25 protein-coding genes are annotated in these 26259 nt (G+C 70.3%); 11 read left to right on the top strand and 14 right to left on the bottom strand.

The annotated features are described in order from the left end of the window. Positions 1-7: 7 nt before the first annotated feature. The 3 genes from gnd to dnaA all read right to left on the bottom strand — a co-directional run bounded on the left by gnd (position 8) and on the right by dnaA (position 4536). Entirely contained in the window at positions 8-895 is an 888-nt protein-coding gene (gene gnd, locus ABD798_RS08350; RefSeq protein ID WP_344872328.1) for a phosphogluconate dehydrogenase (NAD(+)-dependent, decarboxylating), read from the bottom strand. A gap of 53 nt (positions 896-948) precedes the next feature. After that, positions 949-2082 carry a DNA polymerase III subunit beta gene (gene dnaN, locus ABD798_RS08355; protein ID WP_344872330.1) on the bottom strand — a complete coding sequence of 378 codons (1134 nt, stop codon included), beginning with the start codon at positions 2080-2082 and terminating at the stop codon, positions 949-951. A 906-nt stretch (positions 2083-2988) separates the two neighbouring features. After that, a complete protein-coding gene (gene dnaA / locus ABD798_RS08360; RefSeq protein ID WP_344872332.1) occupies positions 2989-4536 on the bottom strand; it encodes a chromosomal replication initiator protein DnaA in 1548 nt (515 codons plus the stop codon). A 543-nt stretch (positions 4537-5079) separates the two neighbouring features. On the opposite strand from dnaA, the gene rpmH reads away from it, so the two are divergent. The 8 genes from rpmH to ABD798_RS08400 all read left to right on the top strand — a co-directional run bounded on the left by rpmH (position 5080) and on the right by ABD798_RS08400 (position 10672). Continuing rightward, a complete protein-coding gene (gene rpmH / locus ABD798_RS08365; RefSeq protein WP_010849920.1) occupies positions 5080-5217 on the top strand; it encodes a 50S ribosomal protein L34 in 138 nt (45 codons plus the stop codon). Between the two features lie 14 nt (positions 5218-5231). Continuing rightward, entirely contained in the window at positions 5232-5639 is a 408-nt protein-coding gene (gene rnpA / locus ABD798_RS08370; protein ID WP_344872334.1) for a ribonuclease P protein component, read from the top strand. After that, entirely contained in the window at positions 5636-5959 is a 324-nt protein-coding gene (gene yidD, locus ABD798_RS08375) for a membrane protein insertion efficiency factor YidD (RefSeq protein ID WP_344872336.1), read from the top strand. The genes rnpA and yidD overlap by 4 nt, the downstream gene beginning before the upstream one ends. 4 nt (positions 5960-5963) lie before the next feature. Next, entirely contained in the window at positions 5964-7004 is a 1041-nt protein-coding gene (yidC, locus tag ABD798_RS08380) for a membrane protein insertase YidC (protein ID WP_344872338.1), read from the top strand. Between the two features lie 27 nt (positions 7005-7031). Further along, entirely contained in the window at positions 7032-7574 is a 543-nt protein-coding gene (locus tag ABD798_RS08385) for a Jag family protein (RefSeq protein ID WP_344872340.1), read from the top strand. Between the two features lie 416 nt (positions 7575-7990). After that, the gene (gene rsmG, locus ABD798_RS08390) at positions 7991-8704 is read left to right on the top strand and encodes a 16S rRNA (guanine(527)-N(7))-methyltransferase RsmG (RefSeq protein ID WP_344872342.1); all 714 of its coding nucleotides are present in this window, start codon (positions 7991-7993) and stop codon (positions 8702-8704) included. A 97-nt stretch (positions 8705-8801) separates the two neighbouring features. Continuing rightward, entirely contained in the window at positions 8802-9698 is an 897-nt protein-coding gene (locus tag ABD798_RS08395; RefSeq protein ID WP_344872344.1) for a ParA family protein, read from the top strand. Further along, positions 9695-10672 carry a ParB/RepB/Spo0J family partition protein gene (locus tag ABD798_RS08400; RefSeq protein WP_344872346.1) on the top strand — a complete coding sequence of 326 codons (978 nt, stop codon included), beginning with the start codon at positions 9695-9697 and terminating at the stop codon, positions 10670-10672. Before ABD798_RS08395 ends, ABD798_RS08400 begins: the two co-directional genes overlap by 4 nt. An 89-nt stretch (positions 10673-10761) precedes the next feature. On the opposite strand, the gene ABD798_RS08405 is transcribed toward ABD798_RS08400, so the two are convergent. Both ABD798_RS08405 and ABD798_RS08410 read right to left on the bottom strand, forming a co-directional pair. Further along, a complete protein-coding gene (locus ABD798_RS08405; protein WP_344872348.1) occupies positions 10762-11709 on the bottom strand; it encodes a D-alanine--D-alanine ligase family protein in 948 nt (315 codons plus the stop codon). Positions 11710-11814: 105 nt separating this feature from the next. After that, positions 11815-13173 carry an aminotransferase-like domain-containing protein gene (locus ABD798_RS08410; protein ID WP_344872350.1) on the bottom strand — a complete coding sequence of 453 codons (1359 nt, stop codon included), beginning with the start codon at positions 13171-13173 and terminating at the stop codon, positions 11815-11817. A 174-nt stretch (positions 13174-13347) separates the two neighbouring features. Here ABD798_RS08410 and ABD798_RS08415 point away from each other — a divergent pair, with 174 nt between their 5' ends. After that, positions 13348-13983 (top strand): GNAT family N-acetyltransferase, encoded by a 636-nt coding sequence (locus ABD798_RS08415; RefSeq protein ID WP_344872352.1) that lies wholly within the window; start codon positions 13348-13350, stop codon positions 13981-13983. Between the two features lie 65 nt (positions 13984-14048). On the opposite strand, the gene ABD798_RS08420 is transcribed toward ABD798_RS08415, so the two are convergent. The 9 genes from ABD798_RS08420 to ABD798_RS08460 all read right to left on the bottom strand — a co-directional run bounded on the left by ABD798_RS08420 (position 14049) and on the right by ABD798_RS08460 (position 24296). Beyond that, entirely contained in the window at positions 14049-15197 is a 1149-nt protein-coding gene (locus tag ABD798_RS08420) for an N-acetylmuramoyl-L-alanine amidase (protein ID WP_344872354.1), read from the bottom strand. A gap of 198 nt (positions 15198-15395) precedes the next feature. Beyond that, complete coding sequence (gene trxA / locus ABD798_RS08425) at positions 15396-15719, bottom strand: thioredoxin (RefSeq protein WP_344872356.1); 324 nt, start codon at positions 15717-15719, stop codon at positions 15396-15398. Between the two features lie 30 nt (positions 15720-15749). Then, positions 15750-16712 carry a thioredoxin-disulfide reductase gene (gene trxB / locus ABD798_RS08430; protein WP_344872358.1) on the bottom strand — a complete coding sequence of 321 codons (963 nt, stop codon included), beginning with the start codon at positions 16710-16712 and terminating at the stop codon, positions 15750-15752. 103 nt (positions 16713-16815) lie between these two features. Further along, a complete protein-coding gene (locus tag ABD798_RS08435; RefSeq protein ID WP_344872360.1) occupies positions 16816-17628 on the bottom strand; it encodes a hypothetical protein in 813 nt (270 codons plus the stop codon). Continuing rightward, positions 17625-18242, bottom strand: a complete 618-nt coding sequence (gene sigM, locus ABD798_RS08440; RefSeq protein WP_344872362.1) for an RNA polymerase sigma factor SigM — start codon at positions 18240-18242, stop codon at positions 17625-17627. Before sigM ends, ABD798_RS08435 begins: the two co-directional genes overlap by 4 nt. Before the next feature lie 48 nt (positions 18243-18290). Next, on the bottom strand, positions 18291-19859 hold the full coding sequence (locus tag ABD798_RS08445; protein WP_344872364.1) for a protein kinase family protein: 1569 nt from the start codon (positions 19857-19859) through the stop codon (positions 18291-18293). A gap of 98 nt (positions 19860-19957) precedes the next feature. Beyond that, positions 19958-21616 carry a murein biosynthesis integral membrane protein MurJ gene (gene murJ, locus ABD798_RS08450; RefSeq protein WP_344872366.1) on the bottom strand — a complete coding sequence of 553 codons (1659 nt, stop codon included), beginning with the start codon at positions 21614-21616 and terminating at the stop codon, positions 19958-19960. Next, entirely contained in the window at positions 21616-23790 is a 2175-nt protein-coding gene (locus tag ABD798_RS08455; protein ID WP_344872368.1) for a DUF6049 family protein, read from the bottom strand. The genes murJ and ABD798_RS08455 overlap by 1 nt, the downstream gene beginning before the upstream one ends. Beyond that, a complete protein-coding gene (locus ABD798_RS08460; RefSeq protein ID WP_344872370.1) occupies positions 23787-24296 on the bottom strand; it encodes an NUDIX hydrolase in 510 nt (169 codons plus the stop codon). The genes ABD798_RS08455 and ABD798_RS08460 overlap by 4 nt, the downstream gene beginning before the upstream one ends. Positions 24297-24328: 32 nt before the next feature. Here ABD798_RS08460 and ABD798_RS08465 point away from each other — a divergent pair, with 32 nt between their 5' ends. Both ABD798_RS08465 and ABD798_RS08470 read left to right on the top strand, forming a co-directional pair. Next, complete coding sequence (locus ABD798_RS08465; RefSeq protein ID WP_344872372.1) at positions 24329-25825, top strand: CCA tRNA nucleotidyltransferase; 1497 nt, start codon at positions 24329-24331, stop codon at positions 25823-25825. Between the two features lie 20 nt (positions 25826-25845). Next, positions 25846-26202 (top strand): PASTA domain-containing protein, encoded by a 357-nt coding sequence (locus tag ABD798_RS08470; protein ID WP_344872374.1) that lies wholly within the window; start codon positions 25846-25848, stop codon positions 26200-26202. Positions 26203-26259: the final 57 nt, after the last annotated feature.

A 26259-nucleotide genomic window follows, 5' to 3' on the forward strand; every position in this document is an offset into this window, starting at 1 on the left:
TCGGCTGTCAGCTTCCGGACTTGTGCACGGCGTGACCGCCGAACTGGTTGCGCAGCGCCGCGACGGCACGCATCGCGGGCGAGTCCTCCTGGCGGGAGGCGAACCGCGCGAACAGCGCCGCCGAGATCACCGGGGCGGGCACCGCGAGGTTGATCGCCTCCTCGATGGTCCACCTGCCCTCGCCGGAGTCCTCGACGTAGCCGCGCAGGTCGTCCAGCTCCGGGTCGGAGTCCAGCGCCCGCACCAGCAGGTCGAGCAGCCAGGACCGCACGACCGTCCCGCGCTGCCACGCCTTGATCACCGAGGGCACGTCGGTGACCACCTTCGACGCGTCCAGCAGCTCGAAGCCCTCCGCGTAGGCCTGCATCAGGCCGTACTCGATGCCGTTGTGCACCATCTTCGAGAAGTGGCCGGCACCGACCGCGCCCGCGTGCGCGAAGCCCTCCTCGCGCGGACCCTCCGGGCGCAGCGAGTCGAAGATCGGCATCGCACGGTCCACAAAGGACTTCTCGCCACCGACCATCAGGCCGTAGCCGTTCTCCAGGCCCCACACGCCGCCGGACACACCGCAGTCGATGTAGCCGATTCCCTTGTCCGCCAAGAACTTCGCGTGCTCCTGGTCATCGGTGAAGCGGGAGTTGCCGCCCTCGATCACCAGGTCGCCCTCGCTGAGCAGCTCGCCGAGCTCCTCCACGGTCTGCCTGGTCGGGCCGCCCGCCGGAACCATGATCCAGACGGTGCGCGGCCCGTCCAGCTTCGACACCAGGTCGGCGAGCGAAGCGGCGTCGCTGACGTCCGGGTTGCGGTCGAAACCGACCACGTCGTGCCCGGCGCGGCGCAGCCGCTCGCGCATGTTGAAGCCCATCTTGCCGAGACCGACGAGTCCGAGCTGCACCGATGCCATCCTTCGTGAACGGGGCTGAAAGCGTTGCGGGATAGGGGTGTTCGTCAGTCCGGCAGCCGAACCGGCATCAGCAGGTACACGTAGCCGGGCAGCACGTCGCCCTCGTCGCCGACCGGCTTGACCAGCGCGGGGCGCTTGGAGCTGGTGAACTCCAGCTGGGCGCGGTCGGTGTGCAGCGCGCCGAGGCCGTCCAGCAGGTAGGCCGGGTTGAACGCGATGGTCAGCGGCTCACCGGTGAACTCGACGGCGAGCTCCTCCTCCGCGCTGCCCTCGTCGTCGCCACCCGCGGTCAGCTTCAGGCCGGCCTCGCTGAACTCCAGCCGCACCTGGGTGCCTCGCTCGGCGACCAGCGAGACGCGCTTGATCGCCTCGACGAGCTTGGAGACCTCGATGACGGCGGCGGCGCTGTGCTCGCTGGGCAGCAGCTGGCGGTACTTCGGGAACTCCGCGTCCAGCAGCCGGGTGGTGGTGCGGCGGCCGGAGCCCGCGAGGCCGAGCAGACCGTCCGTCGAGCCGAGCGACAGCTCGATCTTGCTGCCGGAACCGCCGAGGGTCTTCGCCGCGTCGGCCATGGTGCGCGCGGGAACCAGCACCGCGGTCTCGACCGCACCCGACGGCTCCCACTCGAACTCGCGCATGGCGAGGCGGAAGCGGTCGGTGGCGACGAGGGTGAGCTTGGAGTCGGCGATCTCCAGGCGGACACCGGTCAGCATCGGCAGGGTGTCGTCCTTGCCCGCCGCGACCGCGACCTGGCTGACCGCACCGGCGAAGACCTCGGCCTGGAGCAGTCCGGCCAGCTGCGGCATGGTCGGCAGCGACGGGTAGTCCTCGACCGGCATGGTCGGCAGGCTGAACTTCGAGCTGCCGCAGGTGATGCTCACGCGGCTGCCGTCGACGGAGATCTCGACGGGCTGGTTCGGCAGCGACTTGGTGATGTCGGCCAGCAGGCGCCCGGACACCAGGGTCTTGCCACCGGTCGCGACCATCGCGGGCACGCCGACCTGGGCGGAGACCTCGTAGTCGAAGCCGGAGATGGTCAGGGTCTCACCGGAGTCCTCACCCGAGCCCGCGTCCAGCAGCACACCGCCGAGGACCGGCACCGGCGGCCGCGAGGGCAGGCTGCGAGCGACCCAGGCGACGGCGTCGGCAAGGCCGTCGCGCTCGACGCGGATCTTCATGGGGCTTCCTTTCGGGTTCGGCACGCACCGCCGACGCGGCGACGAGACAACCACGCGATTTTCGCGCACCGGACCGACAAGGACGCTCCACACCGCCAATAAACCCTGAGTGGCGAGCGAGCGGCCGACGCCGGCTGAGGACCGGCGAGTGACCGGCGGCTGGTGTGCGGTGGCACCACGGTAGAGCGTCGACGCCCGGCCCGTCATCTCGGCCTGGAGGTCCCCGAGCCCCTCGGCGGCCGAGCCATCCCCAGATCCCCAGCCCCCTGCTTTTTCTTTGTTCTTCAACTTCAAGGGAAAACCAACAGCAGTAATAGGGGCTGTGGATTGTGTGGACAGACGACGTCCGCGCAGGTCCGGACGGGTTCTCCAGTGTGGATTGTCGGTGGATGCCATCGGTGGATAACTCGGGTCGCATGTGGATGGATCTTCGGTCCACAGCCGCGATCCACATCTGTCCCCAGTTGTCCACAGATCGCTCCCCAGATGTGGGTGGGGTTGCCCCCAGGTTCCCCACAGCCCGCACGTGGTCCGGATCTCCCTGGATGGGGGACAAAATCGGCAACTTTTCTGGGGGCGCGAGCCCGCCGGGCGACCCACAGGGCCAATAAAAAACGCCGTCCCTGACGGTGGGACGGCTGTCGCCGAGGCGCGTCGGCGGGGGTTTCTCCGGGTGTGGGTTACGGGACGAGGGCGCGGGTCGGCCCGGCTTCAACCGCCGAGGGACAGGGGATCACACCCCCGGAGAACGCCGGAAGGCCGGTCTCGACCATGCCCGTCCGCGCGCTCCCCATCCTGAATAAAGAAGGAGTGCCGAGCGCGAGGACGAGCTGGGGCGGCCCCGGCACGCGAGCGCGCGTCAGCGGGCCCGTGCGAGCCGTGCGGGGGTGAGGACGAGCGCCGGGGTCAGCCCTTGGCGCGCATCTTGATGCGGGAGGTCAGCTCCTGCACCTGGTCGTAGGTGCGGCGGCGCTCCGCCATCTCCTTGCGGATCTTCTTGTCCGCGTGCATGACCGTCGTGTGGTCGCGGCCGCCGAAGGTCTGGCCGATCTTGGGCAGCGACAGGTCGGTCAGCTCGCGGCACAGGTACATGGCGATCTGCCGGGCGCCCGCGAGCGCCTTCGTCTTGCCGGGGCCGCAGAGGTCGTCGATGGTCAGCGTGAAGAACTCCGCGGTGACCGCCATGATCGTCGGCGCGGTGATCTCCGGGGCGTGCGAGTCGGGGATCAGGTCGCGCAGCACGATCTCGGCGAGCTGGGTGTCCACCTGCTGCCGGTTGAGCGAGGCGAAGGCCGTCACCCTGATCAGCGCGCCCTCGAGCTCGCGGATGTTGCGCTCGACCCGGGCAGCGATGAACTCCAGCACCTCCGCGGGCACGTTCAGCCGGTCCTGTGCCGCCTTCTTGCGCAGGATCGCGATCCGCGTCTCCAGCTCGGGCGGCTGGACGTCGGTGATCAGGCCCCACTCGAAGCGGGTGCGCAGCCGGTCCTCCAGCGTCTCCAGCCGCTTGGGCGGGCGGTCGGAGGAGACCACGATCTGCTTGTTCGCGTTGTGCAGCGTGTTGAAGGTGTGGAAGAACTCCTCCTGCGTGCCCTCCTTGCCCTCCAGGAACTGGATGTCGTCGACGAGCAGGATGTCGACGTCCCGGTAGCGGCGCTGGAAGGCGACCTTGCGGTCGTCCCGCAGTGAGTTGATGAAGTCGTTGGTGAACTCCTCCGTCGACACGTAGCGCACGCGCATCCCGGGGAACAGCCGCTGCGCGTAGTGCCCGACGGCGTGCAGCAGGTGGGTCTTGCCCAGCCCGGACTCCCCCCAGACGAAGAGGGGGTTGTAGGCGCGCGCCGGTGCCTCGGCCACCGCGACCGCCGCCGCGTGGGCGAAGCGGTTGGAGGCGCCGATGACGAAGGTGTCGAAGGTGTACTTCTCGTTGAGCTTGGTCTGCGAGGTCGGCGGCCCGTGCCGGGGCATGGTGAACGGCTGACCCGCCAGCCCGCCCTCGGGGGCCTGGCCGTTGAAGGTCGGCCAGATCTCGTTGACCGTGGCCAGCGCCTCGCGCTCCTCGTCGACCTCCTCCTCGCCGTCGTCGGTGATGACCGGCAGCGGGCGGGTGATCTCGGAAGCGGTCTCCGGCGGGACGGCGAGCCCCGGGCCCGCGCCGATCCCCGGCGGCGGGCTGGCGACGGCCGCGCTCGGCTGGGCGGTGTCCACCTTCACCGCGAGCGAGACGGTCCCGCCGAGGTGACGGGACAGCGCCGCGGTGATCGGTCCGCGCAGGCTGCGCTCGATGGCGTCCTTGGCGAAGTCGCTCGGGGCGGCGAGCAGGGCGGTGCCGTCGAGCAGGCCGATCGGCCTGGTGATCTGCATCCACGCGCGCTGCTGCCTGGTCAGGGTGCCTGCTGACAGCTCCTGGACGACCCGGTCCCAGATGAGAGCCAGATCGTGGTTGTCGGACACTGCTGCGCTCCCCTCCCCTCCACCTCGCACGCGACCCGTCTGGCCGGCGGGAGACACCCGCCTGCCCGTACCCGAGTCGCGACCGCTGAGTCGGTGAGGATATGGGCGTCCACAGGATTATCCACAACTGTGCATGAAGGTACGGCGGGCTGCCCCGCTGCCTCGAACGACCCCCGCCCGCAGGCGGTGCCGATCGCGTGTGCAGGGTGTCCGGCGAACTCCCAGGAGCTTCCGGTCCCGAGCGCGGACAGGCACGCTAGCAACGGCGACCGCGAGGGACAAGCTGGCGCCCGCGATGGGCGGTGTGGAAGTCAACCGACCGTGTGCAGTCCGTAGCCCGGTGGTGGTCGAAGGCCCCGGATTTGATGTGCGGATGCCCGGTGCGTACCCTCGAACGGTCTCCCGCTCGCAGCGGGAGCGTTGCGCTGCGCCCGTCATGTGGCTCTCCCGAGCCAACGACGTCGTGGGGCAGCACCTTCCTTACCTCGGCGGGCGTGGGACGACCATCGACCTGCCAGTAATGAGCAACCGGGAGATCCGTCCGTGAGCAAGCGCACCTTCCAGCCCAACAACCGTCGTCGCGCCAAGACCCACGGGTTCCGGCTGCGCATGCGCACCCGCGCCGGCCGCGCCATCCTGGCCGCTCGCCGTCGCAAGGGACGCGCTGAGCTGTCGGCCTGACAGCCGTCCACGCCGTGCTCCCCGCGGTCTCCCGGCTCAGGCGTCGCCAGGACTTCGGTCTGGTGATGCGCCGGGGACGGCGCAGTGGACGTTCCCGGCTCGTGGTGCACGCTCTGCTGCCCGAGCGGGAGGAAGGCATGGCCGAAGCGGTTGATGCGACGCTGCCCACTCCAGGCGGGGTTCCCCCGTCGAGAGTGGGCTTTGTCGTGAGCAAGGCAGTCGGCAACTCCGTCGTGCGGCACCGCGTCAGCCGTCGGCTCCGGCACCTGCTGGGGCCCCGGCTGGCCGAGCTGCCCACCGGCTCCCAGCTCGTCGTCCGCGCGCTCGCTCCCGCGGCTGACGCGACGAGCACCGAGCTCGCGGCCGACCTCGACGCCGCGCTGCGCAAGCTCCGGCGTCCCGCGCGCGGACCGTCGTCATGACCGAGCAGCAGCCACCCGAGTCCGAGCCGGGCCGTCCCGGTCTCGCCGGGCGCGTGCTCCTGCTGCCCATCCGCGGCTACCGCAGATGGATCTCCCCCCTGCTCCCCCCGTCCTGTCGCTTCTACCCAAGCTGCAGCACCTACGCCGTCGAGGCGATCACCGTGCACGGCGCGCTCCGCGGCTGCTGGCTCGCCGCGCGCCGACTGCTCCGCTGCGGCCCCTGGCACCCTGGAGGCATGGACCCCGTTCCACCGCGCCGAGGGTCACGTGGCGAGTCCACTGACCAGGAGCGGGTTCACCACATCCCCGCCGAGGAGTAGCTTCGTGCTGGATTTCATCAACTACCCGGTGTCAGGCATCATGTGGGTCTGGCACAAGGTCTTCGGGACGCTGTTCGGAGCCGCCAGCGGCATCTCCTGGGCGCTGTCCATCATGTTCCTGGTCTTCACCCTGCGGGCCATCCTCTTCAAGCCGTTCGTCAAGTACGTGCGCTCCATGAAGCAGATGCAGGAGTTCGCTCCGCAGATGCAGAAGCTGCGGGAGAAGTACGGCAACGACCGGCAGCGCCTGGCCGCGGAGATGCAGAAGCTCCAGTCCGAGCACGGCTTCAACCCGCTCGGCGGCTGCCTGCCGATGCTGGTGCAGATCCCGGTCTTCTTCGGTCTGACCAACGTGCTCCAGGGCTTCAAGGCCGGGGCTGAGCAGAACTTCTTCTTCGGCGCCGAGGACGTGAAGTCCTACCTGGCCGCCAAGCTGCTCGGCGCGAACTTCTCGTCCTCGCTCACCGCGACCGCCGAGACGCTGGCCCACTACGGCACCGACCGCAACGTCCAGATCTTCGTGACGATCCCCATCATGATCGTCGCGAGCGCGCTGACGCACCTCACCTCGCGGCACTCGGTCGCCCGGCAGAACCCCGCCGCGGCCAACCAGCAGACCGCGATCATGAACAAGCTGGCGCTCTACGTCTTCCCGCTGGGCGTGCTCGTCGCAGGCCTCTTCCTCCCCATGGGCATGCTGCTCTACTGGGTCAGCAACAACCTGTGGACGCTGATGCAGCAGTACGTCGTGTACCACCGCATCGACCGCGAGGAAGAGCAGAAGAAGCAGGACGCGATCTCCAAGCGGCAGAACCTCGCGCCGAAGCCGGGCCAGAAGCCCGCCCGCAAGCGCCCCGCCGCGGACACCACCGCGACCTCCTCCGGCGAGGACCCCACCAAGGCCGAGAACGACAAGCCGGCCGACAAGCCCGCCGCGAACGGCTCTGCTCCCAAGGACGACTCCGCCCGCCCCAAGCCGGGCACCGTTCCTGGGATCATCGACGACCGGTCTCGCGGCAAGAAGCAGAATCGCAAGCGCCGCTGAGGCGGCTGCAAGTTGAGAGGAGAAACCGTGTCGGAGACCTTGCAGGCCGCGGATGCGGACGTGCGGACCGACGCCGCCGGTTCAGCCGATGAGGCCGAGGGCGGCGAGTCGCTGCTCGTGCGCGAGGGCGACGTTGCCGGGGACTACCTGGAGCGGTTGCTCGACCTGCTCGACTACGACGGCGACATCGACCTCGACGTCGAGGCCGGGCGCGCGATCGTGAGCATCGACGGCGGTGAGGACCTGGAGAAGCTGGTCGGTCGCCGCGGTGAGGGGCTGGAGTCCCTCCAGGAGCTGACCCGCCTCGCGGTGCAGCAGGCCACCGGTGTCCGCAGCCGCCTGATGCTCGACGTGGCGGGCTGGCGGGCCAAGCGTCGGGAGGAGCTCAGTGAGCTGGGCCGCTCCACGGCGGAGAAGGTCCTCGAGACCGAGAAGTCGATCCGCATGCGCCCGATGACGCCGTTCGAGCGCAAGGTCGTGCACGACGCGGTCGCCACCGTCAGCGGTGTGCACAGCGAGAGCGAGGGCGAGGAGCCCAACCGTCGCGTCGTGGTGTTCCGCACCTCCTGACGCAGCACTCCCCCGAAGGGCCCCGTGGTCACCGACCGCGGGGTCCTTTCGCGTGCCGGGCTGCCCCGGACGAAGGAACTGCCGAACGAATCTCCGCACAAGCGCCCCCTCAGCTTGACCGCCTCACCCGCCGCGGAGGACCCTTGTTTTGGGGGAACCCGCACCGGGCGAAAGCCACCCTCGTCACGCCGCGCGTAACGAGGTTCACCTCGCCCGCCATCCGCTTCCCTTCTCGCTTCGGACCCGTGATGCTTGGCCGGTGGCGCGATCGCCGCGCCCGTTGGCGCGTGAGCGGCGAGCCGGAGTGGGTGGCCCCGGGCGAACCCTCGATACTCGTTTCACGTGAAACACGGCGACGCGGCCGCGGTGCCGAGCGCCCGTGTTTCACGTGAAACGCAACCGCGAGCTGGAGAGAGATGAACGAAACCGAACAGCGTCCGTCCGCGCCGACCCCCGCAGGCCCCCCGCCCGGAGCGGAGCAGGTGTTCGGGTCCCGCTTGGAGCTCGCCGTGCGGTTCCACGACATGCTGGCCCAGCGCGGCGTCGAGCTGGGGCTCATCGGCCCCCGCGAGGTCGACCGGCTGTGGGATCGGCACCTGATGAACTCGGCGGTGATCCGCGACCTCTTCCCCGAAGGTGCCCGCGTGATCGACGTCGGTTCCGGTGCCGGGCTCCCCGGTGTCCCGCTGGCCATCGCCCGCCCCGATCTGCACCTGACGCTGCTGGAGCCGATGGCTCGCCGCGTCGGATGGCTGGAGGACGTGGCGGACGAATTGGGCCTGTCCTCGGTGACGGTCGTCCGCGGTCGCGCCGAGGAGAAGTCGGTGCGGACGCACCACGGCGGGGCCGATGTGGTGACCGCGCGCGCGGTGGCTCCGCTGGCCAAGCTCGCGGCTTGGTGCCTCCCCCTGGCTCGCCCGGGCGGCCAGCTGATCGCGCTCAAGGGGGCCAGTGCGGCGGAGGAGATCGAGCGCGACGCCCGCGAGGTGAAGGCGGCCGGAGGCGGCGTCGCCGAGGTCGTGACCCGGGGTGAAGGCGTCCTGGAGGTGCCGACCACGGTGGTGCTCGTGCCGCGGGTCGAGGTCGACCACGGCCGGGACTCCCGGCGGCGCAGGAGGAAGGATCGGTGAGCGTGAGTCGCAGAACGGAGCGGTGGATGTTCCACGTGAAACAGTGGGTTCGTACGGAGCGCACAGCGCGCCGAATGCCGGAGAGGGGCAACACGCGGTGACGACCTCCGACCAGTTCTCCGGGTGGACCCCGATCGCCGAGGAGGCCGCACGGGCCACCAAGGTGCTCCACCCCGACGCGCACCAACTCCCCCGGCCCGTCCGGCGCCGGATCATGACCGTCGCGAACCAGAAGGGCGGCGTCGGCAAGACCACGAGCACGGTCAACCTGGCGGCGGCCCTGGCCATCCACGGGCTGAAGGTCCTCGTGATCGACCTCGACCCGCAGGGCAACGCCAGCACCGCCCTGGGCGTCGAACACCGCTCCGGTACCCCGTCCATCTACGAGGTGCTGATCGGCGAGATCTCCGTGTCCGACGCGGCGGCGGTCAGCAGCCAGTCCGACAACCTGTACTGCGTCCCGGCCACGATCGACCTGGCCGGCGCGGAGATCGAACTGGTCTCCATGCCCAACCGCGAGGGGCGCCTCAAGGAGGCCCTCTCCCCCGAGGCGCTGGACGAACTCCGCCCGGACTACGTCTTCATCGACTGCCCGCCGTCGCTCGGCCTGCTCACGGTGAACGCGCTCGTGGCGGCCCGTGAGGTGCTCATCCCCATCCAGTGCGAGTACTACGCGCTGGAGGGTCTCGGCCAGCTGCTGCGCAACATCGAGCTGGTCCAGGCGCACCTGAACCCCACGCTGGACGTCTCCACGATCCTGCTCACGATGTACGACGGGCGCACCAAGCTGGCCGACCAGGTCACCACGGAGGTGCGCTCGCACTTCGGCGAGCACGTGCTGAAGACGGTCATCCCCAGAAGTGTGAAGGTCTCGGAGGCGCCGGGCTTCGGACAGACCGTGCTCGCTTACGATCCGGGTTCCCGTGGAGCGATGAGCTACCTCGACGCCGGGCGCGAGCTGGCCATCCGGGGCACGCAGATGGAGCGGACATGAGCGAACGGAAAGGCGGCCTCGGACGGGGGCTCGCCGCCCTGATCCCCCAGGGCCCGCCGGGCGGTGCCCCTGCGGCAGGAGCCTCGGGCGGCGCTCTCGCCGTTGCCAACCGAGAGGGCGGCAAGCCCGAGGAGTTCAGCGGGAAGGTCGCGGGCGCGGTCTACCGCGAGGTCCCGATCTCGGAGATCAAGACCAACGCGAAGCAGCCGAGGCAGGTCTTCGACGACGAGGCGCTCGCCGAGCTGGAGCACTCGATCCGCGAGTTCGGCCTCATGCAGCCGATCGTCGTGCGCGAGCTGTCCCGCAACTCCTACGAGCTCGTCATGGGTGAGCGGCGGCTGCGGGCGTCCAAGCTGGCCGGGCTGACCAAGATCCCGGCCATCGTCCGGCAGACCGCCGACGACGCGATGCTCCGGGACGCGCTGCTGGAGAACATCCACCGCGTCCAGCTGAACCCCCTCGAAGAGGCGGCGGCCTACCAGCAGCTGCTGGAGGAGTTCGAGGTCACCCACGAGGAGCTGGCCTCGCGGATCGGGCGCAGTCGCCCGGTCATCACCAACATGATCCGCCTGCTGAAGCTCCCCCTCCCCGTGCAGCGCCGGGTCGCCGTCGGGGTGCTCTCCGCCGGTCACGCCCGCGCCCTGCTCGGGCTGGAGGACTCCGGCGGCCAGGAGGAGTTGGCGGCGCGCATCGTCGCCGAGGGCATGTCGGTGCGGGCCACCGAGGAGGCGGTCACCCTCGCGAAGAGCGAGCTGCCCGCCAAGCCGAAGCCCGCTCCCCGCAAGCCGATGCACGCGCCCGGTCTCCAGGATCTGGCGGAGCGGCTCTCCGACAGCTTCGAGACGCGGGTGAAGGTCGAACTCGGCAAGCGGAAGGGCCGGATCGTCGTCGAGTTCGGCTCGGTCGACGACCTGGAGCGCATCGTCGCGATGATGCAGCCGAACGGGACAAATCGGGCACAAAACGGAGCCTAGTCGTCACACCGGGTCGTTTTGTCACGGTGACGAAACCGAAAAAGGGGCCTCCGGACGCGCTGAGCGTCCAGGGGCCCCTTCGGCGTTCGTCAGCCGCGAGTGACGGCCTTCTCGACGAGTCCGGCGAAGACCGCACCGAGCGAGAGCCCGGCCGCCTCGACCGCCATCGGCAGCAGCGAGGTCTCGGTCAGTCCGGGCGAGACGTTCACTTCGAGGAAGTGCACCGTGCCGTCCGGCGCCACGATCGCGTCCGTCCGCGACACGTCGCGCAGACCGAGCAGCCGGTGCGCGGCGACCGCCAGCTCCCCCACCGCCTTCGCCTCGGCCTCGGAGAGCCGCGCCGGCGCGTGGTAGTGGGTGAGCCCGGCGGTGTAGCGCGCGGAGTAGTCGTAGAGGCCGCTCTCCGGAACGATCTCCACGGCGGGCAGGGCCACCGGTCCCTCGGGGCCGTCCACGACCGTCACGGCGACCTCGACGCCCTCGATGTAGCGCTCGGCCATCACGGTGTCGCCGTAGGCCAGGCAGCCGACCATCGCGGCGGGCAGCTCGGCCGCGTCGCGGACCACGCGTGCGCCGAGCGCCGAGCCACCCTGGTCCGGCTTGAGGATCAGCGGCAGCCCGAGCCGGTCGACCAGCGAGTCGAGCACGGCCTGGGCGCCGAGCACGCGGAAGGTGCTGTGCGGGAGCACCACCCACTCCGGCGTCGCCAGCCCGGAGCGCGCGAGCTCGGCCTTGGCGGTCGGCTTGTCCCATGCCCTGCGGCACGCCTTCGAGTCGGTCCCGACGAACGGGACGCCCGCCAGCTCCAGCACGGACTGCACCGCGCCGTTCTCGCCCTCCCCGCCGTGCAGCGCGACCACCACCGCATCGGGCCGAGAGCCCCGCAGACGGCTCAGCAGCGTTCCGTCGGCGTCCCACTCCTCAACGACGAGGCCGGTGCCGCGCAGGGCCGCTGAGAGCCTCCGTCCCGACCGCAGCGAGACCTCGCGCTCGTGCGAGAGCCCGCCGGACAACACGGCGATCCAGCGATCCGACACCCGTACTCCTCGATCCGACATACCAGTGGACAACCCTGTGGACAACTCGGCCCCAAGCTGGGGACAACTGCCCACAGGCAATGGACAGCTGTGGACAACTCCGGGTCAGGCGGTGTCCGGTGACGGCGAGTGCGGGCCGCTGACCTGGCGCGTTGTCCCGCCCTTCACCAACGCCGTTCCGAAGGTGCGGAGCAGTTCCAGTTCGCCTTCCAGCACCGTCGCCAGCCGCCGCACGCCCTCCCGGATGCGCTCCGGGGTCGGGTAGCAGAAGGACAACCGCATCTGCCTGGTGCCGAAGCCGTCGCCGTAGAACGCCGTGCCCGGCACGTAGGCCACGCGGTGGGTGACCGCCCTCGGCAGCATGGCCTTGGTGTCGATCCCCTCCGGCACGGTCAGCCACACGTAGAAGCCGCCGTCCGGCTTCGTCCACGTGCACCCCGCGGGCAGGTGCTGTTCGAGCGCGGAGAGCATCGCGTCGCGCCGCTCGCGGTAGGCCTGCTGGTAGACCTTGATCTGGCCCTTCCAGTCGTGCTTGGTCAGGTACGCCGAGACCACGGCCTGGGTGATCGTCGGCGGGCACAGCGTCGCGGACTCGGCGGCCAGCACCAGCTTCTCCCGCACCGCGTGCGGGGCCAGCGCCCAGCCGACCCGCAGGCCCGGGGCGAAGGTCTTGGAGAACGAGCCGAGGTACACCACGTTGTCCGGCTCGCTGGCGCGCAGCGCGGGATAGGTCTGCCCGTCGAAGCCGAGCAACCCGTACGGGTTGTCCTCGATGACCAGCACGCCGTGCTCGGCGCAGATCCGCAGCACCTCAGGGCGGCGCTCGACGGAGAGCGTCACGCCCCCCGGGTTGTGGAAGTTCGGGATCGTGTAGAGGAACTTCACCCGCCTGCCGCTCGCCCGCACGGCGTCGAGCGCGGCGCTGAGCGCGGACGGGATCAGGCCGTCGTCGTCGACCTCGACGTGCACGACCTCGGCCTGGTAGGCGGTGAAGGTGCCCAGCGCGCCGACGTACGACGGGGCCTCGGCGAGCACCACGTCGCCCGGGTCGCAGAAGATCCTGGTGACCATGTCCAGCGCGCTCTGCGAGCCGACGGTCACCACCACATCGTCCGGGTGCGCCGAGATGCCCTCCAGCGCCATGACCTCGCAGATCTGCTCGCGCAGCCTCGGGATGCCCTGGGCGGAGCCGTACTGCAGCGCCTGCTGCCCCTCGGTGGCGATCAGCTCGGCCACGTCGGTGGCCAGCGCGTCCATCGGCAGCGCGGCCAGGTACGGCATGCCACCGGCCAGCGAGACGACCTCCGGACGGCTGGCGACGGCGAACAGCGCGCGGATCTCCGAGGCCGTCATGCCCGCGGTCCTGGCCGCGTAGCGCTGAACGTGCGGGTCGAGGCTGCGACCCGCAGCTGCCGCAACCGAGGGGTTGCTTTGCTGATCAGGTCCCTGTCCCGGTAGGTTCATGCGGCGCTCCCTGGGGCCGTGCACACCGACAACGTCGGCCTAGTCTAGAAAGACGCCGGTCGGGGCGGCCCCACCGTGCTGGTTATGTCACTTTCGGCCGTGGGCTCGGCGCGCTTATGCTGGTAAGCGTTCTCGTCGGAGAAGGCGAGTGACGTCCTTCTGCGGGGAGGTCAGGTGTCGCGACGCGTCGACAGCGTCACGCTGGACAACCTGGACCACCTGCCTCGGCACTGCCGGGGCTGTGTGTTCTGGGAGCTGGCCCCGCACATCAAGGAGCAGGCCGAGGAGTTCGGCCAGACCGAGCTCGAGAAGGAAGCCTGGGTCTCCAGCGTCCTGCTGGAGTGGGGTTCCTGCGGCCGGATCGCCTACAGCGACAACGTGCCCGCCGGGTTCGTCCTCTACGCGCCGCCCAACGCGGTGCCGCGCGCTGCCGCCTTCCCCACCGCGCCGGTCAGCCCGGACGCGGTCATGCTCACCTCGCTGAAGGTGCTGCCGGAGTTCGAGGGCACCGGGCTCGGGCGGATGCTCGTCCAGGCCGTCGCCAAGGACCTCACCCGCCGCGGTGTCAAGGCGATCGAGGCGTTCGGCCACGCCCAGGAGAAAGACGCCGACAGCTGCGTCATCCCGGCGGCGTTCCTGGTCAGCGTCGGGTTCAAGACCGTGCGCGAGCACCCGCGCTGGCCGAGGCTGCGCCTGGAGCTGCGCACCGGCCTGACCTGGAAGGAAGACGTCGAGGCCGCGCTGGAGCGGCTGCTCGGCGAGGTCAGCATCACCAGCACCGCCACGATCTCCGAGTCCAGCCTGCGCTGAGGCCCCGTTCACCGAAGAAGCCCCCGAGCCGAGCGGCCGGGGGGCTTCTTCGTGCTGTCGGGGACTCAGTCGGCCTTGGCCAGCTCGTACTGGAGCAGGTCCTTGAAGGTGAACGTGCCGGTCGGCTGGTCGTTCTCACCGAGCAGGTAGAGCCGCTTCACGGCAACGAGGATGCCCTCGGCCACGATGTCGCGGAACGCCGGGTCGAGCAGCCTGCGGCGGTCGTTCTCGCTGGTCAGGTAGCCGACCTCGACGCGGACAGCCGGGCACCGGGTCAGCCGCAGCGTCTCCCAGGTCTTGGGGTGGGAGCCGCAGTCGAGCATCCCGGTGCGCGCGGTGATCTCGCGCTGGATGAAACCGGCCAGCGCCTCCCCCACCGTGGACGACGTGGTGCCCTGACCGCTGCCGAAGTGGTAGGTGGAGACGCCCTCGGCCAGCGGCGAGCGGTTGGCGTCGGTGTGCAGCGACAGGAACAGGTCAGCGCCCGCCTTGTTGGCGAACTGCGCGCGGTCGGCCTCGGCCGGGCAGACCTGCTCACCGCGGGAGAGCAGCGCCTCCATACCGGTGGCGACCATGCGGCCCTCGAGCCTGCGGGCGAGGTCCCAGACCAGGTCGGCCTCGGCGACACCGGCGACGAACACGCCGCGGTCCTGGCCGCCGTGACCCGGGTCGATGACGATGCGCTTGCCGCTCAGCCTGGGGCCCGAGTTGCGGAGGTTCTCCTGCTCGCGCAGGAACACCTGGCGGCCACCGCGGGCGCGCGGGGACAGCTGGCGCAGGGCGCGCAACGTGCCCGGCCCGCACATGCCGTCGACGACCAGGCCGTAGTCGCGCTGGAAGTTGCGCAGCGCGTGCTCGGTCTGGCTGCCGAAGACGCCGTCGGCGCGGCCCGCGTTGTAGCCGAGCTCCAGCATCCGCTCCTGCAGCGCGCTGACGTCGTCGCCGCACATCGGGTTGGACACCAGGTAGGCGAGGTTGCGGTCGCCGAGGCGCCAGCGCGCGTCGCAGAGGCTGCGGTAGGTGGCGGGGCCGACGATGCCGTCGGTGATCAGCCCGCGCTGCTGCTGGAAGGTGCGCACCGCGTGCTCGACGGCGCCGTCGAAGGCGTCCGACGGGCCGGAACCGTTCGCGGGGGGCAGCAGCTTCAGCGTGACGAGGGTGGCTCGGATCTCGGCAACGGCAGGACCGTCGTCACCGCGGCGGAGCAGCTGCATGCACCCCTCGCTCGTGTATTCAGGCGCCGAAAGACGCGGCGCGGATCGTGAAAGCCATATTGTGCCCTGCTACTCGACGCGCCCTTCTTCGGGCTACGGGGAGTGGCCGGACGCCCACGCACAGCGCGAACCCCGGCCCACCCCTCTAAGACGGATCTGGGTGGACCGGGGTTGCACGGCGTCGATCAGCTCACGACCTCAGATGTGGTCGGCGATCTCCTTGAGCAGCGCGGCCTTCGGCTTGGCGCCGACGATCGTCTGCACCGGCTCGCCGTCCTTGAACAGGATCAGCGTCGGCACGGACATGATCTGGTAGTCCCGCGCGATGCCCGCGTTGGCGTCGATGTCCAGCTTGGCGATGGTCAGCTGGTCGGCCTTCTCGGAGGCGATCTCCTCCAGCACGGGGGCGACCATCTTGCACGGACCGCACCAGGTCGCCCAGAAGTCCACCAGCACCGGCTTGCTGCTCTTGAGGACCTCGTCGGCGAAGGTCGCTTCGGTGACGGTCACGGTGTTGGCCATGGTGTTCTCTCCTGTGTTGTCGCTGGTGGGTCAGTTGGCTGCCGCGGAGACGGCTTCCTGGGCGGGAGCGTGCTCGGCGAGCCAGCGCTCGGCGTCGATCGCGGCGGAGCAGCCGGAGCCCGCCGCCGTGATCGCCTGGCGGTAGGTGTGGTCGACGAGATCGCCGCAGGCGAAGACGCCGTCGATCCTGGTGGCGGTGCTCGGGTGCCGCACGCCGACGTAGCCGTCGGAGTCGGTGTCCACCTGGTCGCGGACCAGTTCGCTGCGCGGGTCGTGCCCGATCGCCACGAACAGGCCGGTCACCGGCAGCAGGGACTCCTCGCCGGTCACCGTGTCGGTGACGCGGACTCCGGTGACGCTGCTCTCGCCGAGCACCTCGGTCACGGCGGCGTTGGTCAGCCACTTGATCTTCTCGTTGGCCCGTGCGCGCTCCAGCATGATCCGCGAGGACCGGAACTCGTCGCGGCGGTGGATGATCGTCACGGACCTGGCGAAGCGGGTGAGGAAGGTGGCCTCCTCCATCGCGGAGTCGCCACCGCCGACGACCGCGATGTCCTGGTCCCTGAAGAAGAACCCGTCGCAGGTCGCGCACGCCGACACACCGTGGCCGAGCAGGGCCTGCTCCCCGGGAACGTGCAGGTAGCGGGCTGCCGCGCCCATCGCGAGGACGACCGCGCGAGCCTGGTAGCGCACGCCGTTGGCCAGGACCGACTTGAGCTCGCCGGTCAGGTCCATCTCCTCGACGTCCTCCGCGCGCAGCTCGGCGCCGAAGCGCTCGGCCTGGGCGCGCATCTGCTCCATCAGGTCCGGGCCCATGATGCCGTCGCGGAAGCCGGGGTAGTTCTCCACCTCGGTGGTGGTCATCAGCGCGCCGCCGAACTGGCTGCCCTCGAACACCAGCGGGTCCAGCTGGGCGCGCGCCGCGTACACCGCCGCGGTGTACCCGGCCGGGCCGGAACCCACGATGATCAGGTTTCGGACGTCTGCACTCACCTAGGGCCTCCGCGTCTTGCTCATCTCCCGGTACTCGGGCTCAACGCGATCCTAGGTGGGGCTGTTCCCGTCGCCGTTCACGTCACAGTGAACGGCGACGGGACTACCTGCCGACGGTCTTCTCGGCGATCTTGTCCGGCGTGCTCGTGGAGCAGTTCGGGCCGACGACGAGCAGCCGCTGCCTGCCGACCGTGACCGGGTCGCCGAGGATCAGCAGCACGCCCTGCTTGCCGTCCAGCGTCACCTGACGGGCACCCAGCAGTGCCGTGGTGGCCGGGTAGCCGTTGGCCTGCAGGCAGGCCGTGAGCCTGGCCCTGTCGCTGAGCGGGCCGAGGTCGTTGTTGCCGACGACTCCCGGCGGGACCGAGCTGAGGTCGGAGTCCTTGAGCGTCATGGACCCGTCCCCTGGCCCAGGTGCGGAAGAACTCGAACCGACGCCCGGCTGTGCCTGCGGTGTGCCGACCGTGGTGCCACCGGGGATCGTCATCATCGCGATCCCGAAGACGGCCGCGGCCGCGGCGAGCACGCCGCCGCCCCAGCCCAGCTGTTTCCTGCGCCTGCGCCGCGCGAGGTCGATCGGGACCACGTTGTCCTGTGGCGCTTGTTCTACCGCCTCCGATGCGGCGGGAACCTGGAGGCCGACGTTCGCCATGGCGGCGCGGACCTCGTTCTGGATCGCCGCCTCGATGCGGGAGGAGACCTCCGGCGGCATGGTCAGCGGGGGCAGCGCCGCGAGGTCCGCGGTCGTCGCGTCCAGCGCGGCGAGCACCGCGCGGGCCTCCGGGTCCTGTGCCACCCTGTGCCGCAGATCGGCCGCGACGTCACCGTCGAGCACTCCCGCGTGCAGGTCAGCGAGGAGGTCAACGGACCACGGCGGTCCGTCGGGCGTCCGTGAACGCCCCTCGTTGCCGGTCATCTTCCCTCCCCTTGGCGCCGTGCCTGCCTGGCTCGACCATCAAGTGGGACGCCGTCACCCGCGTCGGGGTTCCGCAGATGCCCCAGCACTTTGGCGAGCTTGCCCCGGCCCCTCGCGCAGCGGCTCTTCACCGTGCCCTCGGCGATGCCCAGGATCTTCGCCGTCTCGGCGACGGAGTAGCCCTCGACGTCCACGAGCACGATGGCCGACCGCTGTTCGGCAGGCAGCTCCGCGAGCGCGGACTGCACGGCGAGCGAGGTCTCCCGGTCGGCCATGGCGTCCCTGCTGACCGCGGGTTCCCCCGGGCCTGCTTCTGGCAACGGCACGGTCGGTCTCGCCTGGCGGCGGCGGATGCGGTCGAGGCAGGCGTTCACGACGATCCGGTGGAGCCAGGTCGTCACCTGGGACTCGGCGCGGAAGGAGCCGGCGGCGCGGAAGGCGGAGATGAACGCCTCCTGGAGCGCGTCGGCCGCCTCTTCCGGATCGCGGAGGGTGCGCAGGGCAACCGCCCACAACCGGTCCCGGTGCCTGCGCACCAACTCGGTGAAGGCGTGTGGATCACCCGCGGCGTGCGCCGCGATGAGAGCACCGTCCGTACTGGCAGCGGCTGTCACGTCGCGAGAATAACGTTCCACGTGAAACGACCTTCACCCTCCCGGGTGTTACTCCGCTCGGAGGAACGTCAGCTCCGAGAGTTCGGAGACGTTGCGCCCCTCGCTGCCCGCAAGCCCGGTGATCCAGAGCAGCACGTACTTGGTGCTGCCCTCGGGGTTCAGCTGGATCTCGGTGTCGCCGGAGGCGAGCGTTCCCGAGCCGATCACCTTGGTGTCCTCGAGGCTGGCGTCGTCGGAGGTCGCGCTGCGCACCTCGACGGTGGTGCCGTCGCTCGGCGAGTCCACCACGACCTTGGCCAGCTTCACGGCCTCGTCGAAGGTGACCATCACGCCAACGCCGGGCTTGGGCGCGGGGAACGGCTGCCGGTAGGTCAGCGTCTTCCAGCTGGAGCGCGGATCGCCGTCGATCACGCGCTTGATCCGGTTCACGTTGTCGGGCTCGCCGGAGACGTTGTAGACGCTCACCGAGGCGACTGCGGCGGGACCACCGGCCTTGGGCGGGTTGACCGGGGGCTGGGCGTTGCCGCCCCCGCCCGGCTGCGGGTTCGCGCCCGGCGACTGGCTGAACGCCACGGTGGGGCCGGAGTGGCTCGGCTGCTGCTGGAACATCCCGACCACCTGGAACGCCAGCCACGCGAAGACACCGACCGTCGCGGCGGCCAGCGCGGTGAAGCTCAGCGCGAGCTTGCGCTTGCGGCCGCGCTTGGTCTTGGCGATCTCGTCCGCGGACTCCGCCTGCTCGGCGGCGAGCCGCTCGTCCTCCGCCTTGATGGCGGCGGCCTCGGCCTCGTCGGCGGCCGTCTGCTCCAGCACGCGCAGGATCGCGGCACCCGTGCGCAGTCCGCCGATGCTGGTCTCCACCAGGCTCCGCACGGCGACCGTGGAGATCTCGTGCGGCAGCGTGGGGCGCAGCGTCCTCGGAGAGACCACGGTGCCGTCAGGGCCCGTGGGGGCCGTGGGCAGTCCGTTGGTGCCCTCGGGCAGCGCCCAGCGGCCGGTCAGCAGCAGGTAGAGCGCGGCGCCGAGCCCTCGGACGTCCTGGCGGGCGTCGGCCTCCGGGAACGGGCCGGGGAAGGCGAGCCGGAGCTTGCCGTCGGCCGTCACGCGCAGGCGCATCGGGTGGTCGGTGCCGAGCACGAGACCGTTGTGGTGCGCGGCTTCCACGGCTCCGGCGAGCGGTTCGAGCAGCTTCGACGCCGTGCCAGCAGGCAGCGGCCCCTCCGCGACGAGGTCGATCAGGTCGGTGCCCTGGGTCCACTCCGCGACGACGATGCCGTAGAGCCCCTCGGCCGGGTCGAGGCCGTTGCCCTGCCACAGCACGTCGATGAGGCGGGCGACGCCGGGGTGCGAGAAACCGGCCTGGCGCATGGAGCGTTCGAGGGTGCGCCGCGCGCGGGCCGCGCTGTTCGGGTCGCGGGGGTCGCCGACGAGCAGCGTGAGCGCGACGTCCCGCCCGAGCGAGTTGTCCTTGCCGCGCCAGAACTGCGCGGGCACCCGGTCGTCGGAGCCGATGCGCGTGAGCAACCGGTAACGGCCACCCGCGATCGCGGCACCGGGCAGCAGGGCACCTGCCGCCTCCCGACGCGGTGCCTTGTGCTCGGACGGCGTGCCAGTCACCCCGCACTCTCCCTCTTGCCGCGCGCCGTCGAGGACGGCCGTCGCCCCTGCGTGCGCGGTCAGCTCAGTCGTCACTCAGGGTACGTGAAAAGCGGAGTTCACTTGCGGCGAACGAGGCGACCGATCTTGGCGAGCGCCGGGCGGAGCTCCTCGATGTCCAGTGCCGCAAGGACAGCGAAGGTCGCGATGAGACCGAGCGGTCCCGCTGTGATGAGCGACACCACGGAGTACCAGTAGTTCGACGAGCCGACCGGAACGATCCAGTCGACCAGGACCGAGGCGCTGAACATGATCGCGCCGCCGATCACCGTGGCGAACACCGCGAGCGCGACGCTGCGCAGCGTCTTGGCCGTCCCCAGCTTGCCCAGCCGGACGCGCAGCCAGATGTCGCCGATCACCCAGCCCAGCAGGAAGGTCGCCGAGTTGACGACGGCGAGGCCGAGCACGACGTCGTCCGGGTCGAGCAGCTTGGGGCAGAGCAGGATCGCGGGGATCTTGAACGCCATCATCATCAGCATGATCAGCGCGGGCGTGCGCGCGTCCTTCATGGACTGGAACACGCGCATCTGCAACAGGTTCACCGCGTAGGGCAGCAGACCGAACGCGGACACGGCGAGCGTCGAGCCGAGGCTGTACGCCTGCTCGTAGCTGGTCTTGCCGAGGTTGAAGATCGAGACGCCGATGTCGCCGCCGATGACGGTCAGCGCACCGCTCACCGGAACCAGCATCAGCGCCATCAACCGGGTGCCGAGCCCGAGGTCGCCGACGACCGCCTTCATGTTGCCGTCGGCGGCGTTGCGGCTCATCCGGGGCATGATCGCGGTCAGCAGTGAGACGCCGAGGATGCCGTACGGCAGCTGGAAGAGCTGCCACGCCAGGCTGTACTGGGTCAGCGCGCCGTTGTCGGCGGCCGTGGCGACGCGGGTGTTCACGACGATGCCGATGATGCCGAAGACCGCGTAGAGCGAGGTCCAGCCCGCCAGCCCGGCGAACTCGGTCAGCCGCTTGTCCCAGCCCCAGCGCCAGCGGAACCGCACGCCGGCCCTGCGCATCGCCGGGAGCATCACGAACGCCTGCACGGCGATGCCGAGCGTGGTGCCGACGCCGAGCACGAGCAGGTGCGCGTCGGTCATCCGCACCGGGTCGAGGGTCAGCTCGCCGGGCAGCAGCGCGTAGACACCGAGCGTGATCACGACGACCACGTTGTTCATCACCGGCGCCCACGCGGTGGGGCCGAAGACCCCGCGCGCGTTGAGCACGGCCATGAACAGCGCGCCGATCGCGAAGAACACGATCTCCGGCAGCAGCAGGTAGGCGAACGCCGTCGCCAGGTCCGGGTTGGCGCGATTGGTCGAGCCGTCGACGTAGATCCTGGTCAGCAGCGGCGCGCAGGCGACGGCCACGATCGCCGCGCCCGTCGCCAGGATCGGCCCCATCGTCAGCAGTCGCTGCGTGTAGGCGAGCCCGCCGTCCGCGTCGTCCTTCTGCGCCCGCACCAGCAGCGGGACCAGGATGCTGGTGAGCACCCCGCCCAGCAGCAGCTCGTAGATCTGCAGCGGCACGGTCAGCGCCGCGTTGTAGGAGTCGGTGATGACGCCGGAGCCGATGATCCACAGCAGCATGGCCCGCGAGCCGAACCCGGTGATCCGGCTGACCAGGGTGGCGATCGCCATCGAACCGCTGGTCTTCGCCAGCGACGGTTCTGGCTTCGCAGGCAGGGGAGCCGGACCGTTCGCGCCGGTCGTGCTGGCGGTCATCACGTGCCTTCCGATTGCGGGAGTCGCTCGTTCATGTCCTCGACGGGCTTCTTCATCGTCGGGCCGTAGCGCAGCCGCTTGTACACGCGCCTGCCCATCATCCCGACCATCAGCAGCCCCGCCGTCAGGGTGATGCCGAGGGTGACGCTGCCATAGGCCGCGGAGCGGATGGTCAGGCGCTTCGGGTTGCCGAGCACCATGCCCTTCTTGGGCGTGGTCAGCCAGGCGTCCACGGTGAACTGGCCGGAGCGGTTCACCTCGGCGGTGACCTTGACCTGGCGGCCGCCGCCGGGAGCGAGCTTCTCCTCCAGCGGTTCCGTGCGCAGTCCCGGGGTGTCGGAGAAGTTCAGCTGGACCTTCATCACCACGGGCAGGTCGTTGAGCAGCGTCAACGGCAGCGGGCTCGACGAGGAGGCCAGCGCGTAGGAGGTCGGCGGCTCGACAACGTCTACCTTGCTGGTCAGCGCCGCGACCTGGTCGAGGACCTCGGCGTTGGCCCCGGCACCACCGGCGGGATCGGTGCGCCACGCCGAGGACATCGCGCGCAGCAGGCCGAGCTGGAGCGGATCGGTGAGCGCGCTCGGCCGGACCTTCCGCGCCGGGTCCTCCTCCATGTAGTTGACCATGTCGCGGATCGTGTTGCGGGCGTCGAGCACCTTGTTGGTCAGCTCTGGGGAGATCTCCCGCGCACCACCCGCAGGCGGGTAGTTCAACGGCACCGTGCGGCCCGGGTTGTACACCGCGGCCAGGTCGGTCAGCCGCTTCGCCTTGGCCAGGCGGTCGCCCTCGACCAGCTGCCCGGTCGCGCGCAGCAGCGCCGTCAGCTCCTCCGCGGACTCCGTCCACCGCCTCGGCGGTGTCACAAGCACGCTGCCGCCGGTCTTGCCGACCACGCCCGCCCGGTAGGCGATCGCGGCGAGGGCGTTCTGCATGCGCAGCGCGCCGCTCTGGTTCGCCCGCTCGAAGGCGGTGTTCACGATGGGGTCGGCGATCAGCACGCTCGGGCCGGTCTGCACGCCCTCCTTGGCCGCGGTCACCCGGACCGGCTGGTGGGCGGGCGGGTTCTGCTGGAGCCCGCGCTGGTCCATCACCACGACGGTCTCGTCAAGGTCGGCCAGCGCCCTGGCGTCGAGCACGCCGTCAGCGGGCCACGCGACGTGCTGCAGCGGCACCGCGCTCAGCGCCTCGGTGACGATGGAGTCCTTCTCGCGGGAGAGCTTCTCCAGGTCGGTCAGCCCGGCCCTGGACAGCGCGACCAGGTCTACGTCGGCGAAGGGCAGCGTGAGCACGCAGCGGCCCTGCACCACGTCCCTGAGCCGGTCCAGCCACTGCTTCGCGGCGGCCGACGCCGAGCGCTCGACGATCTGCTCCCCGCTGCGGACGGCGTAGTTCGTCGTCATCGCGCTCACGGTGCTGATCAGGTCGGGGTCGATGGCGAAGCACAGGGAACTGCCGACGGCGGAGTTCTTCGGCGCGGCCTCCTCGACCGCCTCGACCAGGTTCGACAGCCGCCCGCCCGGCTGGAGCGCCTTGGCGAGCTCGTCGTTGCGCAGCACCTTGCGCTTCTCCTGGTAGGAGTCGAACGCCGACAGCAGGTGCGGCTTGTCGGTGATCGGCCAGAGCACGGTGATCGTCGCGGGTGCGGCGGGCGGCGGCGCGGTCCCGCCCGCCGTGCCGAGCACGGGCAGCAGCATCCGGCTCTCCGCGATCCGGGTCTGCCCGCCGTACTCCGGATAGCCGTTGAGGTTGACCAGCATCGGGTAGACACCGGGCGCGGTGATCTTCAGCGCGTCCAGCGGCACGGTGAAGTCCACCCGCGCGCTCTGCCCGGGGTCGAGCGCGTCGGCGACCTTGGACCAGCGCGAGGACTGGTCGGTGGCCACGGTCCCGGTCAGCGCCGCGTGGGCCTTGTCGTCGCTGGCCAGCGCCTGGCCGACCTGGACGCGCGCTTCGATCCGGCTCACCTTGCGGTCGCTGATGTTGGTCAGCCGTCCGGTGACCCTGATCTCCGTCGCGTCCGATGTCACCACCCTCGGGGAGATCGCGTCGAGGTCGAGCCTGCCGTGCTTGGGCACGTCGGCACCGGTGTCCCCGGTCCCGCGCTGCGCGTGCGCCAGCGGCGTCGTACCGAGCAGAAAAGCGGCCACTCCCAGCGCCGCGAACAGGCGTTTCACGCCGACTCCTGACCCTCACCCAGCAGCTCGGCCGCCCGGCGCACCAGTCGGCGCTCGTCGACGTACGCGAGCCGCGCGTCCAGCTCACCCAGCGGCACCCACGCCACTTCGGTGACCTCCACGTCCTCATCGGAAAGCTCTCCGCCCACCGCTTCCAGCAGGAAGTGGTGGACGGTCTTGTGCACTCGCCGGTCCTCGGCGACGAACCAGTAGTCGATCGTTCCCAGCGGCATCAGGATCCTGCCCCTGATGCCGGTCTCCTCGGCCACCTCGCGCACCGCGGCCTGCTCGGCGGTCTCACCGGCCTCGATGTGGCCCTTCGGCAGCGACCAGAGCAGTCGCCCCCTGCGGTCCAGCCTGCCGATGAGCGCGGCGTGCGCGCGGCCGGGGTCCAGCACCAGCCCGCCCGCCGAGACCTCGTCGACGGTCCGCAGGGGCCGCTTGGGGGTCCGTCGGTTCCGTCGACCCGGCTTGGTACCGCCGGAACGGCCGGAAGGGGGAGGCATACCGGCGATGGTAGTGGCGGGGGGTTGCGGTGATGACGAGCCGCGAAGTCAGTGGGCGGGCTGCCATATGCTCGCTTCTCGTGTCCGGACCAGCAGCCCCCTCCGCAGCAACCGAGCAGGACGCCCCCGTGGAACCGCTTCGGATAGCCCCCCTCGCCGACGAGCTCGGCGAGCGCTTCGCCGCGGCGGGCCATCGGCTGTTCCTCGTCGGCGGGAGCGTGCGCGACCTGCTGCTCGGCCGCGAGGGCAACGACCTGGACTTCACCACCGACGCGCGCCCCGAGCAGGTGCAGCGCGTGGTGGCCGGCTGGGCGGACGCCGTCTGGGACACCGGTATCGCCTTCGGCACCCTCGGCATCGTCAAGAACGGCAGCACGCTGGAGGTCACGACCTTCCGCGCCGATACCTACGATCGGGTGAGCCGCAACCCCGAGGTGGTCTTCGGCGACACCATCGACGGCGACCTGCTGCGGCGGGACTTCACCGTCAACGCGATGGCCGTCGAGCTGCCCTCGCGCCGCTTCGTCGACCTGCACGGCGGCCGCGAGGCGCTGGCCGCGAAGGTGCTCGACACCCCGGCTCCGCCGAACGAGTCCTTCGCCGACGACCCGCTGCGCATGCTGCGCGCCGCCCGCTTCGTGGCCCAGCTCGGTTTCGCCGTCGCGCCGAGGGTGGTCGAGGCGATGCGCGGCATGGCCGAGGAGATCAACCGCGTCACCGCTGAGCGCGTGCAGGCGGAGCTGTCGAAGCTGCTCTGCGGCGAGCACGCGCGCAGGGGCGTGGAACTGCTGGTGGACACGGGTCTCGCGGACCACGTGCTGCCAGAAGTTCCCGCGATGCGGCTGGAAATCGATGAACACCATCAGCACAAGGACGTCTACCACCACTCGCTGGTTGTTCTTGATCAAGCGATTGACCTCGAAGAGGACGGCGCGGATCTGGTGCTGCGCCTGGCCGCGCTGCTCCACGACATCGGCAAGCCCGCGACCAGGCGTTTCGAGTCCGGTGGCGGGGTGAGCTTCCACCACCACGAGGTGGTCGGCGCGAAAATGGTGCGCAAGCGGCTGCGCGCGCTGAAGTACTCCAAGGAAATCGTCGAGGACGTCGCGCAGCTGGTCTATCTGCATTTGCGCTTCCACGGCTACGGCAAGGGCGAGTGGACCGATTCCGCGGTTCGCCGCTATGTCACCGATGCGGGTGATCTGCTCTCTCGGTTGCACAAGCTAGTGCGCGCGGACTGCACCACCCGCAACCGGCGCAAGGCCGGGGCGTTGCAGCGCACCTACGACGGCCTCGAGGAGCGGATCGCCAGGATCGCCGCCGAAGAGGACCTCAACAGGGTTCGCCCGGACCTCGACGGCAACGAGATCATGAGCCTGTTGGGCCTGTCCCCCGGCCCGCTGGTGGGCCAGGCTTGGAAGCACCTCAAGGAACTGCGCCTCGACAGGGGACCGCTCAGCAGGGACGAGGCCGAGGCCGAGCTCAAGGAGTGGGCCAAGGCGAAGGGGCTGGGCGACGGGGGTTCCTGAGGCCGACCAAGGGGGGTCGCATGATCAGGAAGTTCGTTGTCGTCGCGCTGTCCGTCGTCGCGCTGGTGGGATGTAGACCGACCACCGCGCCGCCACCGGCCGCTCCCGTCACCACCACGACGACCACGGTGGCGAAGGCTCCGGTGGCCTCGGGTGACGTGACGGTGCCGAACGTCGTCGGCATGGAACACCAGAAGGCCCAGGACACGATGCAGGCGGCCGGTCTGCGCAACCTCGCGGAGGAGGACGCGACCGGCCGCAAGCGCCTGCTGATCAACGACAGGAACTGGGTCGTCGTCACCCAGGAGCCCGCAGCCGGTTCCGTCGTCCCGAAGACGACCAAGGTCCTGCTGAAGTCCAAGAAGAAGGACGACTAGACGCCCTGCTCGTGGGCGGAGAAGTGGTGCAGCGGCACAACCGGCATCGGCCGTGGC

The sequence above is a fragment of the Allokutzneria multivorans genome (assembly GCF_039537405.1).
Taxonomy (GTDB): Bacteria; Actinomycetota; Actinomycetes; order Mycobacteriales; family Pseudonocardiaceae; genus Allokutzneria; species Allokutzneria multivorans.